The sequence below is a fragment of the Rhodocytophaga rosea genome (assembly GCF_010119975.1).
Classification (GTDB): domain Bacteria; phylum Bacteroidota; class Bacteroidia; order Cytophagales; family 172606-1; genus Rhodocytophaga; species Rhodocytophaga rosea.
Genome location: NZ_CP048222.1, coordinates 1,987,473 through 2,001,176, shown reverse-complemented (window position 1 = coordinate 2,001,176; position 13,704 = coordinate 1,987,473). Strand labels below are relative to the sequence as shown.

At 41.3% G+C, this 13,704-nt stretch carries 12 protein-coding genes; 8 read left to right on the top strand and 4 right to left on the bottom strand.

Annotation, left to right across the window (positions count from 1 at the left end; all coding sequences use genetic code 11):
- Window positions 1-18 precede the first annotated feature (18 nt).
- The 3 genes from GXP67_RS08450 (at window position 19) to GXP67_RS08440 (ending at window position 5,402) form a co-directional block, all read left to right on the top strand.
- A complete protein-coding gene (locus GXP67_RS08450) occupies window positions 19-669 on the top strand; it encodes a response regulator (protein WP_162442738.1) in 651 nt (216 codons plus the stop codon).
- A gap of 397 nt (window positions 670-1,066) precedes the next feature.
- On the top strand, window positions 1,067-3,505 hold the full coding sequence (locus GXP67_RS08445) for a tail fiber domain-containing protein (protein WP_162442737.1): 2,439 nt from the start codon (window positions 1,067-1,069) through the stop codon (window positions 3,503-3,505).
- A gap of 598 nt (window positions 3,506-4,103) precedes the next feature.
- Window positions 4,104-5,402 (top strand): sulfatase-like hydrolase/transferase, encoded by a 1,299-nt coding sequence (locus GXP67_RS08440; RefSeq protein ID WP_162442736.1) that lies wholly within the window; start codon window positions 4,104-4,106, stop codon window positions 5,400-5,402.
- A gap of 156 nt (window positions 5,403-5,558) precedes the next feature.
- On the opposite strand, the gene GXP67_RS08435 is transcribed toward GXP67_RS08440, so the two are convergent.
- Both GXP67_RS08435 and GXP67_RS08430 read right to left on the bottom strand, forming a co-directional pair.
- Window positions 5,559-5,795 carry a hypothetical protein gene (locus tag GXP67_RS08435; RefSeq protein WP_162442735.1) on the bottom strand — a complete coding sequence of 79 codons (237 nt, stop codon included), beginning with the start codon at window positions 5,793-5,795 and terminating at the stop codon, window positions 5,559-5,561.
- Between the two features lie 368 nt (window positions 5,796-6,163).
- Entirely contained in the window at window positions 6,164-6,358 is a 195-nt protein-coding gene (locus GXP67_RS08430; protein WP_162442734.1) for a hypothetical protein, read from the bottom strand.
- 330 nt (window positions 6,359-6,688) lie between these two features.
- Here GXP67_RS08430 and GXP67_RS08425 point away from each other — a divergent pair, with 330 nt between their 5' ends.
- The 5 genes from GXP67_RS08425 to GXP67_RS08405 are packed head-to-tail and all read left to right on the top strand — an operon-like array spanning window position 6,689 to window position 11,509.
- Window positions 6,689-8,071, top strand: a complete 1,383-nt coding sequence (locus tag GXP67_RS08425; protein WP_162442733.1) for a glycoside hydrolase family 88 protein — start codon at window positions 6,689-6,691, stop codon at window positions 8,069-8,071.
- On the top strand, window positions 8,068-8,901 hold the full coding sequence (locus GXP67_RS08420) for a sugar phosphate isomerase/epimerase family protein (protein WP_162442732.1): 834 nt from the start codon (window positions 8,068-8,070) through the stop codon (window positions 8,899-8,901). Before GXP67_RS08425 ends, GXP67_RS08420 begins: the two co-directional genes overlap by 4 nt.
- A 51-nt stretch (window positions 8,902-8,952) precedes the next feature.
- A complete protein-coding gene (locus tag GXP67_RS08415) occupies window positions 8,953-10,101 on the top strand; it encodes a Gfo/Idh/MocA family protein (RefSeq protein WP_162442731.1) in 1,149 nt (382 codons plus the stop codon).
- 32 nt (window positions 10,102-10,133) lie between these two features.
- Window positions 10,134-10,703, top strand: coding sequence for a hypothetical protein (locus tag GXP67_RS08410; RefSeq protein ID WP_162442730.1), 570 nt, complete (start codon window positions 10,134-10,136; stop codon window positions 10,701-10,703).
- 35 nt (window positions 10,704-10,738) lie between these two features.
- Entirely contained in the window at window positions 10,739-11,509 is a 771-nt protein-coding gene (locus GXP67_RS08405; protein WP_162442729.1) for a 3-ketoacyl-ACP reductase, read from the top strand.
- Window positions 11,510-11,612: 103 nt separating this feature from the next.
- Here the strand turns inward: GXP67_RS08405 and GXP67_RS08400 are convergent, their stop codons facing one another.
- Window positions 11,613-12,350, bottom strand: coding sequence for a LytR/AlgR family response regulator transcription factor (locus GXP67_RS08400; RefSeq protein ID WP_162442728.1), 738 nt, complete (start codon window positions 12,348-12,350; stop codon window positions 11,613-11,615).
- Window positions 12,347-13,378, bottom strand: coding sequence for a sensor histidine kinase (locus GXP67_RS08395; protein ID WP_162442727.1), 1,032 nt, complete (start codon window positions 13,376-13,378; stop codon window positions 12,347-12,349). Before GXP67_RS08395 ends, GXP67_RS08400 begins: the two co-directional genes overlap by 4 nt.
- Window positions 13,379-13,704 lie beyond the last annotated feature (326 nt).

Sequence of the window (13,704 nt, the reverse complement as noted above, 5' to 3'; positions counted from 1 at the left end):
CATCCTAAAGAAAAGAATATGGACATGCCCCCCATTAATGTGTCTATTTATGAAGATAATAACAAACTGCGTGAGTTACTGGAACTACTGGTTGATAATACGCAGGGCTTGCATATAGTGGGAACGTATCCTGATTGCCGTAATATTGCCAGGGAAATTCGTCATACCCGTCCTGATGTAATCATTATGGATATTGATATGCAGGATTATAATGGCATAGAAGGTGTGCGTCTGGTAAAGGAATTTGATGCCGGGATACGGGTACTGATGCATACCGTTTTTGATGACGATGACAAACTTTTTGCCTGTTTAAGTAATGGGGCTGATGGATATCTACTAAAAAAAGATTCATCCCTCTATTTAATTCAGGCGGTTCGGGATGTATATGCAGGAGGAGGTCCCATGTCGCCAGGTATTGCCCGCCGGGTGTTAAAAACATTTCATCAGCCCCTGCGCGTACAAGAGAATGAATACCATATTACCTCCCGCGAAAAGCAAATACTAGAATTACTGGCCCGTGGATTTACTTACCGTATGATTGCGATTGAATTTTCGATCTCGATTGAAACCGTGCGGCGCCACCTGAAAAATATTTACCAGAAACTCCATGTTCAATGTGGCCCGGAAGCGGTAGCAAAAGCCATACGGGCACAAATTATCAAATATTAAATTTCCTTTTCTCACTATCAAGGCAGAGTTTTTTTACCGGATATAATTAGGTAAAAGAGCGATTTTTGGTCAGGTCTACAACATAAGGAATTACTGCTGATCTATTTATCCGGTATATGCCCTCTTACCTTTTACCACCAGATAATTGACCATATACAGTCAGGATCTCTACAGGTGGTTGTATAAAAGGGCACATACATTTTTTATAAATAGAAAAAACTGCTTCCAGTACAGTTACGTGCACTTTTAGCCTAGCAAATTGTGTATAAGGGGTTATTGAACCATTATATATAAAACAGCACATTTACCTGTCAAAAGCTGCACACTGTTTCCGCAGCACATTATACACTCTCCTGAATAATTATTCATTCAGATATACCCTTATAAATAACTCCCTATGAAACCATATAGACACTTTTTAACGCTGGCAGCCCTGTTACTAACACAGGTTGCATGGGCACAGAATAATTATTTTGCTGGTAGTGGGGCTGGCAGCAGTAATACAGGTAGTAATAACACCTTGGTAGGCTCTTACGCAGGCTGGTACAATAAAGCCGGTAGTTACAATAGCTTTTACGGCTCCTCTGCCGGGCAACGGAACACAACCGGTAATTACAATACATTTAACGGGGCACTGGCTGGTTACTATAATAGTAACGGCGCATTCAATGTGTTTCTGGGATATACAGCCGGACAAAACAATACGGTTGGCACCTATAACAGTTTTGTAGGCAGTTATTCAGGCATTAATAATACCACTGCCAGCGGCAACAGCTTTTTTGGGTATGCCAGTGGATATGCCAATACAACCGGTACCGGCAATAGTTTTTTTGGATATGGTTCAGGATATGCCAATGGTACAGGCGCTAATAATAGTTTTTTCGGGTATGCCAGCGGAAATGCCAACACGACCGGAGGCGCTAATAGTTTTATTGGCTTTTATGCAGGTGCTGCCAATACCACCGGCCAGCACAATAGTTTTATAGGGCATCAGGCCGGACGATTGAATACAACTGGCAGCTTCAACAGTTTTGTGGGGAGCTATGCAGGCTATTATAATACAACTGGCAGTTACAATAGTTTTATGGGTTATTACGCCGGAACAGGAAATACCTCAGGCAATTATAATACTTTTTCAGGCTATCAGGCAGGTTTAAAAAATAGCACTGGGTATGACAATAGTTTTGTGGGAAACCAGTCTGGCATTAACAATACCACAGGCATTTCCAATGCTTTCTTTGGCAGTAAGTCTGGCTACAGTAATACTACCGGCCGGTGGAATAGTTTTCTGGGAACGTTTGCCGGCCTGTATAATACCACTGGCAGCTATAATAGTTTTGTGGGTTATGCTGCCGGGCAGTCAAATACAACCGGATATAATAACAGTTTTGTAGGTTATCTGTCTGGCTTAAGCAATAATATTGGTGGAAATAATACCTTTTCAGGCTATCAGGCAGGAAGAGCAAATACATCCGGTGGAAATAACAGTTTCTTTGGCAGTGAAGCCGGGGGTAGAAACACGACCGGAAATTTCAATAGTTTCTTTGGGTATGCAGCCGGATATTTCTTAACCACCGGAAATGGCAATTCTCTGTTTGGCTATCGCTCGGGCTATGCAAGCACGTCAGCTACCAACAACAGTTTCTTTGGGTATGCCACCGGTGAAGATAATACAAGCGGTAGTGGAAACTCGTTTGTAGGCTATAATGCAGGCGCCAACAACACCACCGGAACTGGCAATAACTTCTTTGGTGACCAGGCGGGAAATGCTAATACAACCGGAAATTTTAACAATATTATTGGCGGCTTTGCAGGGTATAAAAATACTACGGGAGCCTATAATAGCATCGTTGGCTATAGTGCAGGTTATGGGAATTCTACAGGAAATAATAATAGTTTTTTCGGGTATGCGGCTGGCGGAGCTAATACAACAGGGATAGGAAATACAGCCGTAGGATATTTTGCCAATATGTCAACTGGCACCTTAACCAACGCAGGCGCTATTGGCTACAAAGCATATGTAAGCCGTTCTAATTCATTAATTCTTGGTTCTATCAGCGGTGTAAATGGAGCTACGGCTCATGCCAATATAGGCATTGGCACATCCGCCCCTGCGTACCGCTTGCATGTGAATGGAATGGCAGCTAAACCAGGCAGTAATGTATGGATAGTAGCCTCCGATAAACGGTTAAAGCAGAATATTACCCCTTTCAAAGATGGATTAGAAGTTCTTGAGCAGATAAAGCCTGTCAAATATCGCTATAACGGCAAAGCAGGCATGTCCCAAGAGACGGAGTATGTAGGCATAATTGCACAAGAAATTCAGCCAATTGCGCCTTATATGATTGGTAAATTCATCTATCAGGATAGCACAGGCAAGCAAGAAGAATATTTAGATTATGATGCCAATGCCCTTACCTATATTCTGGTCAATTCTGTGAAGGAGCTCAAAGTGGTAAATGAGGAATTGAAACAGGAAAACCTCACCTTACAAGAGGAAGTTTCTGCTATCAAAGAAGAATTAGCTGCTATTAAAGAATTATTATTAAAACGATCTCCAGAGTCAAATAATAGTGAAGCCAGGTTGTGGCAAAATGCACCCAATCCCTATAATCAGACTACCGTGATTAAATATACCATGCCAGCTTCAGCGATGAGCGCTTCTATTAAAGTATATTCTGCAACCGGACAAGAGCTGCACAGTGTAGATATAACCGGGAAAACAGCAGGAGAAGTAGTATTGACGGCAAGTATGTTTCCGGCAGGAACCTATGTTTACAAGCTCTTTGTGGATGGAAAAAGTGTAGACTCAAAAAAATTAGTACTAGCCAGATAGACAGAAAAATCTATTAATTTTCGCAATAGCGGCTTAACAAAATTTCGGCTTTCATACTTTATTTCCCTCCTTAAGCGGGAGTTGGATAAAATAGCTGATTTCTTGAAAGGTACTTATATTCTTGGTTTGGCTTTCTTTGCTAGAATGTAAAGAAAAAATATCTGCTTTATTTATATAAGGAGCTACGACGAAGGTATGCATTTGAGCTATTTCAAACCACTAGTACGCTCCTTGCAATGCTATCTGCATTAGATACAGCTCTTACCACCTAATAGCCTGATATAAGCATTACATATCAACTATGTGGTTTATTGAAAGGGTACATGTAAGAACTGTTTTGCACATAATAATATGCAGAATTAAGTTGTTAGTCGACATAGGTTCATATACGCTGACTATTCATCTTGCAACATTCACCTCCTTTTTATTTCTTCTCTTTTAAAAATTATACCTATACAACTCAATTAAGCTTAGCATAACATTTAAGTGCCAAGAAATAATCAGTTATTGCCTGTTACTCCTATTCCTACGGGATAAGCCTACCTATGGAAACCTATCATCAATCAGAATTAAATCTAAAACCTATGAGCCATAACCTATGAGCCGTTTCTGGTATGTCATCTTCTTTTGCTGCTGTTTTATTACAGTAACTCAGGCGCAACCTTTGCCTTCAAAACCTAACATCATCTATATTGTGGCTGATGATATGGGCTATGGCGACCTTAGTTCGTATGGTAGAAACGATTATCAGACACCCAACCTGGATAAATTTGCCAGGCAAGGCATACGGTTTCTACAGGCCTATGCAGCAGCTCCTGTTTGCACGCCCTCCCGAACAGGTTTCATCACAGGTCGTTATCCGGCTAGAACCCAGGTGGGGTTATGGGAACCTCTTACCGGGCAGGGAATGGATGAGCAGATGGGCCTCACCTCTGAACAGGCTACCGTCTCTTCTATGCTAAAGGCAAATGGTTATCAAACGGTACTGATCGGGAAATGGCATCTGGGCAAGCAGCCTCAACATCATCCAAATAAACACGGGTTTGTAGAGTTCTACGGCGTTTTGGAGGGAGCCGCTGACTATGTATCTCATCAACCCGGTTTGTATCACAACCAAGATTCTATCCTGCGTAAAGGTTATCTGACAGACCTGTTTACTGAGCAAGCGGTAGCTTTTATAGCTCAGAAACACCCAAAGCCTTTTTTTATGAGTCTACAATATACAGCTCCCCATTGGCCATGGCAAGGACCCAGTGATGTACCCTATGCAGACTCACTGGATTGGAGAAGCGGAGGATCTGCTCAAATCTATGCCCAGATGATACAGCGATTAGACACGGGCATTGGCCAGATTATGGCTAGTTTACACCAAAATGGATTAGAGGAAAATACCCTGGTAATTTTTACAAGTGACAATGGAGGAGAACAATTTTCGCAAATGGGACCATTTCGGGGAAAAAAGATGGAACTTTGGGAAGGAGGCATTAGAGTACCGGCAATTGTTCGCTGGCCAAACGCTTTAAAAGGAGGGGAAGAATCTAAGCAGGTGGTAATTTCTATGGATTGGACGGCGACTATTCTGGCAGCAGCCGGGGTGACAGCCCATCCTAATTACCCCTTAGATGGTATGAATTTATTGCCTGTCTGTCAGGGAAAGGTATCATTGCAATCACGGCAATTAGCCTGGCGGACTTTCCAGCGGACTAAGCAAAAAGCTTTTCGCAGTGGCGATTGGAAATACCTGCACGATGGGAAAGCTGAGTATCTGTTTAACCTGGCCCTGGACCCTAGTGAGGAATATGATGTAAAAAATCAGCAACCTCAAAAATTAGCTCAGTTAAAAGCACTCTATCAGCAATGGGATTCCCAAATGCTCCCACCATTGGCTTTACCTTAGGAAGTTGAAAAAAAGTTTGTTTTCTGAAGAAACTAATTTAATAATGCTGATCTTCTAAGAGCTGGGTATTATTTTTTGTAAAGCAAATACTCTTTTATCCTTATTTACTCAGTTTTTAATGCTCTATAATGGGAAAACTCCAGGCATCACACCTTTTTATAAACTTAATACAATTTCCTTCCACTCATACCGGGATAAATCGCCCACTCTATCAAATAATAATGGGTAGGGTTTAGGGAAGAAATCTGTTAGTACGCCTTGATTTACAATCCCTATTGGAACTTTAAAATGGAAGTAGAAAGCCTGCGCATCCTCTAGGTAGATTTTTTCATCGGCACGCAGGATCACAATCACATTACCTAGTCTATTAATTCTTGCATATTCATACTTCATGGTTTCTTGAATCGACAGTTATGAGTACAACACGGCAAATAACCAAAGAGTTACGCTGGCGGATCAATTCTTTTCTGAATCTTAATTAGTTGCCTTGCTTAGACTTAAATCTGATTCCCGGTATGAACAATTTCAATAAATATTATTTTCTAAAATTGACAATACAAAAGGTATAAAAAAGCCCTCTGTTAAATAATTTTCCTGTTGAGAAGCACTAACTGGCAGAAACTATATGTAGTGTAAATTTTGAATGAGAGGAATGATTGAATGAAAACTATCTTTAAAGCAAAATCAATTATTGCCTGTTAATATATAAATCAATCATTGGCATACATTACCATTCCTGATATGGCTCAGATGGACATTTTTTATATAAGAGTTAAAGAGGATATCTGAGCTTGCTTGGCTTTCAATCTGCTGCATAACTCTCTTCTTTTCTCCATGGAAAGTCTGGGCCAGTTTAGATTCATTTCCTGGGCATCCGTATTGAAGGTATCTTTTAACTCGATCAGAATCTGAGTATCCTCTTGTGAGATTTTAATTAATTCTATATAATTACCCATGGCTTTTCTTGCTAATCTACGTCTTTATTTCTACAATCCCCGGTAGACGCTTAAATACTTAAAAGAAGATTGGCCTTATCCTGCAATTCTACATATATATTAAATATAGGGTATGTCCATTGCTTTACCATAAGTGTTTTTATAAATCTGTATAGGCTATTTTACTGTGAAAAATCTGCATGGGCTTGCCCAGATCACATACTCAAAAATTATAAAGCCAATAACCTGTTATCAAATAATGAATAGTAATTTCTCTGCTTTGAAAAAAGCTTTTGCATTTTAAGAATTAATTCTTTTACTTTTTGCCTTCATTCAGCCTAAAAATGTATAATGATCGCAATTAATCACCACCTGCAAGCTTCAGATCTTTTATCTAAACTCACTTCCTTTTGGGAACTCTCCGGCAATAAAATCAAGCTCATCAACAAAAACTATGATGTTTCTAAAGGTTCCCCTGTATTTACAGTAAAAGGGAAGTACAGCACCCGCGGATGGACGGAATGGACACAAGGTTTTCAGTTTGGTTCGGCTATTTTGCAATACGATGCCACCGGGGAAAAAGAATTTCTGGAGTCTGGCCGGAAAAAAACGCTGGAAGTAATGGCTCCGCACATCAGCCACATTGGTGTGCACGACCATGGTTTTAATAATGTGAGTACCTACGGAAACCTGCTGCGCCTGATGCACGAAGGTAAAACTGACTATAATGAGTGGGAAAAGAACTTTTATGAACTGGCGCTTAAAATATCCGGAGCTGTACAAGCCAGCCGGTGGACAAATATTAAAAACGGAGGCTTCATTCATTCTTTCAACGGACCCCATTCCCTCTTTGTAGATACCATCCGTTCTTGCCGGGCTTTGGTAGTAAGCCATTTATTAGGACATGTATTCCAGGCTGAAAACGATGTAAAAATTAACCTGCTTGAACGGGCACTGCTACACATAAAAGCGACTGCCGATTACTCCGTGTTCTATGGAGAAGGCCGGGATTCCTATGATATCTGGGGACGGACGGCTCATGAAAGTGTGTTTAATACCAAAGATGGAAATTTCCGTTGCCCCAACTCCCAGCAAGGCTATTCCGGCTTTACTACCTGGACCCGTGGACTGGCCTGGGCTATGTGTGGCTTTGCCGAAGAACTGGAATGCCTGGAAACTATTACAGATGCTGAGCTGGAAATAGTCGGTGGGCGTAAGCAGACAGAAACTTTTATGCTGAAAGCCGCTAAAGCTACCTGCGATTTTTATATTGAACATACACCTATCGATGGTATTCCCTACTGGGATACCGGTGCTCCAAATCTTTATGAATTAGGTGATTATTCAGAACGCCCGGCTGATCCTTATAATGATTTTGAACCGGTAGATAGTTCTGCGGCTGCTATTGGCGCCCAGGGTTTACTTCGTTTGGGTAAATATCTGTCTGGTAAAGGACAAGCTGAGGATGGGAAAAAATATACGCAAACAGGATTAACTGTACTGAATACCTTGCTTGATGAACCTTATCAGAGTACTGACCCCAACCACCAGGGTTTATTGCTGCACTCTATTTATCATCGTCCCAATGGATGGGATTATGTGCCGGAAGAGAGTAAAATTCCCTACGGGGAATCCAGCATGTGGGGAGATTACCATATGCGGGAACTGGCTTTGTATGTGCAGCGCATGATCAATAAAGAACCCTATTATACTTTTTATTCCTGTGTACAATGAGTGCAAGCCCACTGACTGACTTTTCGAAACTCTGCATCCATACGATTACTACCAAACCCTGGACAATAGAGGAGGCTGCTAAAAGTTTTTCCAGGGAAGGTATTGGTGGCATTACTGTCTGGCGGGATGCTTTACAAGGGAGAAATATAGCACAAACCGGACAGATGCTCCGGGAACACAACTTGCAGATCATTTCTTTATGCCGGGGCGGTTTTTTTCCGCATACTGAAATTTCCGGTAGACAAAAAGCCATTGACGATAACAAAAAAGCCGTAGATGAAGCTGAAGCTCTCGGTGCACCCTTAATTGTTCTGGTGTGTGGCGCTGTACCCAGCCAGGCTCTAGAAGTATCCAGAAAGCAGATAAAAGATGGTATCCTGGCGGTATTGCCGTATGCGGAAGCAGCAGGCATAAAATTAGCCATTGAGCCACTACATCCGATGTATGCCGATAGCCGTTCTGCCATTAATACTTTAGCCCAGGCCAATGATATGGCGGAGGAAATCAATTCGCCCTGGCTGGGTGTGGCCGTAGATGTATATCACCTCTGGTGGGATTCTCAACTAGAGCAGGAAATTTACCGCTGCGGAAAAAATGAAAACCTTTTTGCCTTCCACATCTGCGACTGGAAAACCCCTACGCTGGATATGCTCAACGACCGGGGACTAATGGGAGAGGGATGTATCAACATCCGGCAGATACGGAGCTGGGTAGAAAAAGCGGGTTTTATCGGTTTTAATGAAGTAGAAATATTTTCTAACATCTACTGGTCGCAGGACCAGGGGGAATTTCTGAAAAAGATCAAGGAATCGTATCTGAAATACTCATAAATACTCATAAATAGATTTTAATCTTCTAAATTTTCCTAATCCACCATTTCCATGAAGGAACACAAAGTAGGCATTATCATGAACGGCGTTACCGGCCGGATGGGTACTAATCAGCACCTGATGCGGTCCATCGTTGAAATTATTAAACAAGGCGGCGTAAAAGTCGGTCCGGGAGAAACCATCATGCCTGATCCTATTCTGGTAGGCCGTGACTTAAATAAACTGCAAAAGCTAAGCAAAATGTCTGGGGTGGAAAAGATCACTACCAATGTAGATGAGCCGATGAATGATCCCTATTACAGCATTTATTTCGATGCCCAGACCACTGGCCGAAGGGCAGAGGGGGTACGCAAAGCCGTAAAAGCTGGTAAGCATGTGTATTGTGAAAAACCTACAGCCGTAGATGCCAAAACTGCTCTGGAATTATACACTTTATGTACAGAAGCCGGATTGAAAAATGGCGTAGTGCAAGATAAACTCTGGCTTCCAGGCATCTTAAAACTGAAACGGCTCATTCAAAATGACTTTTTTGGAAAAATACTGTCTGTACGTGGGGAGTTTGGGTACTGGGTGTTTGAAGGACATACCATTCCGGCGCAACGGCCTTCCTGGAACTACCGCAAGGAAGATGACGGAGGTATTATCGTAGACATGCTTTGTCACTGGCGTTATGTACTGGATAATGTATTTGGTAAGGTAAAAGCCGTTTCCTGCCTTGGTGCTACGCATATTCCTGAACGCATCGACGAACAAGGCAAAGCCTATAAATGCACTGCCGATGATGCCGCCTATGCTACTTTTGAACTCGAAGGAGGCGTAATTGCCCAGTTCAATTCCTCCTGGACCGTACGGGTGCGGAGAGACGATTTATTAACACTTCAAGTTGATGGCACCAAAGGTTCGGCAGTTGCCGGATTGCGGGAGTGCTACATTCAACATTATGGCAATACTCCCAAGCCGGTCTGGAACCCGGATATTGAGCAGCCCATTAAGTTTTTTGATGGCTGGGCTAAAGTACCGGAACAGGAAGTTTTCGACAATGCTTTTAAAGCCCAATGGGAATTATTCCTTAAACATGTAGTGAAAGATGAACCGTTTCCCTGGAATTTATATGAAGGAGCCAAAGGTGTTCAACTGGCCGAAAAAGGTATTGAAAGCTGGGAAAAACGCTGCTGGGTGAATGTGGATGAGTTAAAATAAGCATTCTTCTACATAAAAAGCTTTGATGAATAATGAGCGAAAGAGAAATATATGATTCAATCAGAGCCGAAAAGTTAGTTGGTAGAGAAGCCTGGGATGATATAACAAGTGCTGGATTAGGACTTTTTCCCATTTTATGTGTATGGGGGATGCTTTTTCTAAGCCTTGGTTTTGATGTTGTGAAAAACCGACCAATTTCATGGGGGTGGGTAGTAATTTTTATGAGTAGTGGCATATTACTTTTTTATGGCTCTTATAAACTCATATATGAAAACAAGCTGTCAGCCATCAAAACAAATTTAGATGCCTCTACTAATAAAGCTCTTACAAAAAAAGTAATAGAAAAACTTCAGTGGACCATTATTGAAATCAAAAAATACATAATCGTAGCTGAAGCAGAAAAAGAGTGGGGTGCAACAACAGAAAAAATAGTAGTGCTGATGGCTGATAATTACATTTATATTAATGTAAAATACAAATCGGGGAGTAAAGCAAGACTTCCGTTTCTGACTGGATTTAGTGAAAAAAAGATAAAAGAAATAAAAAAGGAAATTGATGATGCTCTTAATGACTCGACTAAAGCTAATGAAGAAAAGATTTAGCGGATTTAATTTGAATATCAGTTGACCATAATTACATGAAAAAAGTAGCATTTGTAACCGGAGGAAGCCGGGGAATAGGTTTGGGTATTGCCGAACATCTGGCTAGACATGGATTCGATCTGGCCATTAATGGGGTAAGGAAGGAGAATTCTGTAAAAGATGCCATTATGCAACTACAGAACTTGGGAGCAGAAGTTATCTATTGCCAGGGCGATATTGCCTCCAGAGAAGCCAGAGAAGCAATGCTGGAAAAAATCAGGCAGTACTATGGCCGCTTGCATGTGCTGGTAAATAATGCAGGAGTAGCCCCCAAAGAGCGCCGGGATATTCTGGAAGCTACGGAAGAAAGTTTCCAATATGTGCTAACGACCAATTTGCAGGGAGCTTATTTTCTTACCCAATCCGCTGCCAACTGGATGATTGCGCAGAAAAAAGCAGCGAATGATTTCTGGGGATGTATTATCAATGTATCTTCTATTTCGGCTACTGTAGCTTCTGTGAATAGGGGCGAATATTGCATTGCAAAGGCAGGTTTAAGCATGGCTACCCAACTGTTTGCCGCCAGATTAGGAGAATTTGATATTCCGGTCTATGAGGTTCGTCCGGGCGTGATTAAAACGGATATGACGGCTGGCGTTACCGAGAAGTATGATAAATTAATTGAGGGAGGATTATGTGTACAGAAAAGGTGGGGCTATCCCGATGATGTAGGAAAAGCGGTAGCCGCTCTGGCAAAAGGAGATTTTCCATATTCCACCGGACAAGTAATTATGGTAGATGGCGGATTAACATTACCAAGGTTATAAGTAAATTGAGAATTGCTAATAAGTGAGCGTCTGATTGCCGGTAATGAATGCTATGTATAATTTTGATAGTCTAATGCTTATCAATTCTGTCTTTTCAGTTCTCTTAGTCCGGTTGAATCTGGTTGCGCTCTATAAAGTCTTTAAATGGTTTGCGGTAAGAATCACTGATCGGAATATAGGTATGTCCAATTTGTACTTTTTCTTTGTGGATGGCATCAATTGCTTCCAGAGAGATAATATACGAGTGATGAATCCGGATAAAACGGTCGGCAGGCAGCTGGGTTTCCAGGGATTTTAGCCGTTGCAAACTCACAATTTTCTGCTGACGGGTGTAAATGGCTACATAATCTTTCAGCCCTTCTACATATAAAATATCTTTCAAATTCACTTTCAGGAGCTTAGTGCCATCTTTTACAAAAATAAACGGAGGCGTATTCTCAACTGGTACTCTTTCCGGAGCAGGAGTAGATACAGGAGCGGAGCCAGATAAACGCTGGCTGGCTTTATCTACCGCCCGGAGAAAACGGTCCAGGGTGATGGGTTTCATCAGGTAATCTACCACATCCAGTTCGTAGCCTTCCAGGGCATATTCTGAATAAGCGGTGGTAAGAATCACAAGGGGTTTTTTCTGAAGGATCTTAAGTAAACTGATTCCGGTAATTTCCGGCATTTGAATATCCAGAAACAGCAAATCTACGTGCTGATTGCGGAGTACCTCAATGGCAGCCATCGGACTGGCACAAGCATCAAGCAACTGCAAAAAAGGTATTTTTTTTACATATTCAGTCAGCAGGTTGCGGGCCAGAGGTTCATCATCTACGATTAAACATTTGAGAATCAATTGAGTAACAAGTTAAGTTGTATGCTATAACGGTCGGGCAAATCGTTGGTTTTAAGCTCGTATTTTCCGGGATAACTCAGGGCCAGTCTGCGTTGCACATTTTGTAAGCCAATGCCTGATTTTCCTGTATGTGCCTGCCCGTTTGAAGAAATTTTGCTGTTTTCTACTTTATATACACATTCTTTCCCATTAATGCAGATAGAAATCTTCACCCATGAGCCTGACTGGTTATTACTTACCCCGTGTTTGAATGCATTTTCCAGAAAAGTAATAAAAATCAGGGGCGCAATCAATATCTGGTCCGGACTGCCCTCAATTTTAAAACAAATCGGTATCTGATTATTCAAACGCAGCTTTTCGAGGCTGATATAGTTCTGCATATATTCAATCTCTTTACTGAGCATAACCTTGGGATGATTCGAATCATAAATCATATAGCGCATCATCTGCGAAAGTTTGGCAATCACCTCTGTAGTATTAGGCGACTGGGTAAAAGCCAGGTAGTATAAGTTATTGAGGGTATTAAATAAAAAATGCGGATTAATCTGTGCCTTGAGGAAATTTAGTTCAGCCATTAATTTTTCGTTTTCCACCTCTTTTTTCCTGGCTTCCAGCTCAAACCACTGTTCTGCAAAACGGAGCATCGCTACAAAAATGGCAATAAATAAGGCCACAGCTGATATCTGCACAATAAACCGGGGCGTATATAAATATTTTTCCTGATAGGTATATCCATCAATAAGCCATCGTTCCAGGTAAAGACGGCTGGCAATGAAGAACATAAATACTGCTAAAAATCCCAACAGGTATTTCCATACATTTTTTCCGGCCAGAAAACGTGGCAATAGCAAAAAATAATTCAGGTATGCAATCAGTATGGTAGAAGTCATAGCCAGGCTGGTGGTAGTAGCAATACGTTGCCAGGTAAATTCAAATCGGCTGATCTGGAAGATAAAGAAGGATAAGTAAACACACCAGAAGGAAACATGCAACAACACCACCCGATTGCGCTGAACAAAAGATTGCATAAGCCTGATTAAAAGAGAAATATCTTTAAAATTAATGAATCCGGAAATAGCTTACAGATTTTATGCTCTTTTTTATACCAATAGGCTCTTCTGTTATACCGTTGGCCGGGTTCGCTCGGCCATCCGGCTTTGTCGAATAATCTGCCGGAATGTCGAATAAATAAGCGGGATGGTATAATATATAGGTGGATTTGAAAACAAAAAATTTGTTTTGTGTGATTACTACTATACAGGGGTTACAAACATATAAATATGCTTCGTTTTTAAAGTCATACCACCTGAAACAATACAACCAAATTACAAACTATATACAATTTAATTATTTC

Bases quoted from the DNA above. Each gene is read 5' to 3' on its own strand.
- GXP67_RS08450 (WP_162442738.1), top strand. From the start codon at position 19: ATGGACATGCCCCCCATTAATGTGTCTATTTATGAAGATAATAACAAA.
- GXP67_RS08445 (WP_162442737.1), top strand. From the start codon at position 1,067: ATGAAACCATATAGACACTTTTTAACGCTGGCAGCCCTGTTACTAACA.
- GXP67_RS08440 (WP_162442736.1), top strand. From the start codon at position 4,104: ATGAGCCGTTTCTGGTATGTCATCTTCTTTTGCTGCTGTTTTATTACA.
- GXP67_RS08435 (WP_162442735.1), bottom strand. From the start codon at position 5,795: ATGAAGTATGAATATGCAAGAATTAATAGACTAGGTAATGTGATTGTG.
- GXP67_RS08430 (WP_162442734.1), bottom strand. From the start codon at position 6,358: ATGGGTAATTATATAGAATTAATTAAAATCTCACAAGAGGATACTCAG.
- GXP67_RS08425 (WP_162442733.1), top strand. From the start codon at position 6,689: ATGATCGCAATTAATCACCACCTGCAAGCTTCAGATCTTTTATCTAAA.
- GXP67_RS08420 (WP_162442732.1), top strand. From the start codon at position 8,068: ATGAGTGCAAGCCCACTGACTGACTTTTCGAAACTCTGCATCCATACG.
- GXP67_RS08415 (WP_162442731.1), top strand. From the start codon at position 8,953: ATGAAGGAACACAAAGTAGGCATTATCATGAACGGCGTTACCGGCCGG.
- GXP67_RS08410 (WP_162442730.1), top strand. From the start codon at position 10,134: ATGAGCGAAAGAGAAATATATGATTCAATCAGAGCCGAAAAGTTAGTT.
- GXP67_RS08405 (WP_162442729.1), top strand. From the start codon at position 10,739: ATGAAAAAAGTAGCATTTGTAACCGGAGGAAGCCGGGGAATAGGTTTG.
- GXP67_RS08395 (WP_162442727.1), bottom strand. From the start codon at position 13,378: ATGCAATCTTTTGTTCAGCGCAATCGGGTGGTGTTGTTGCATGTTTCC.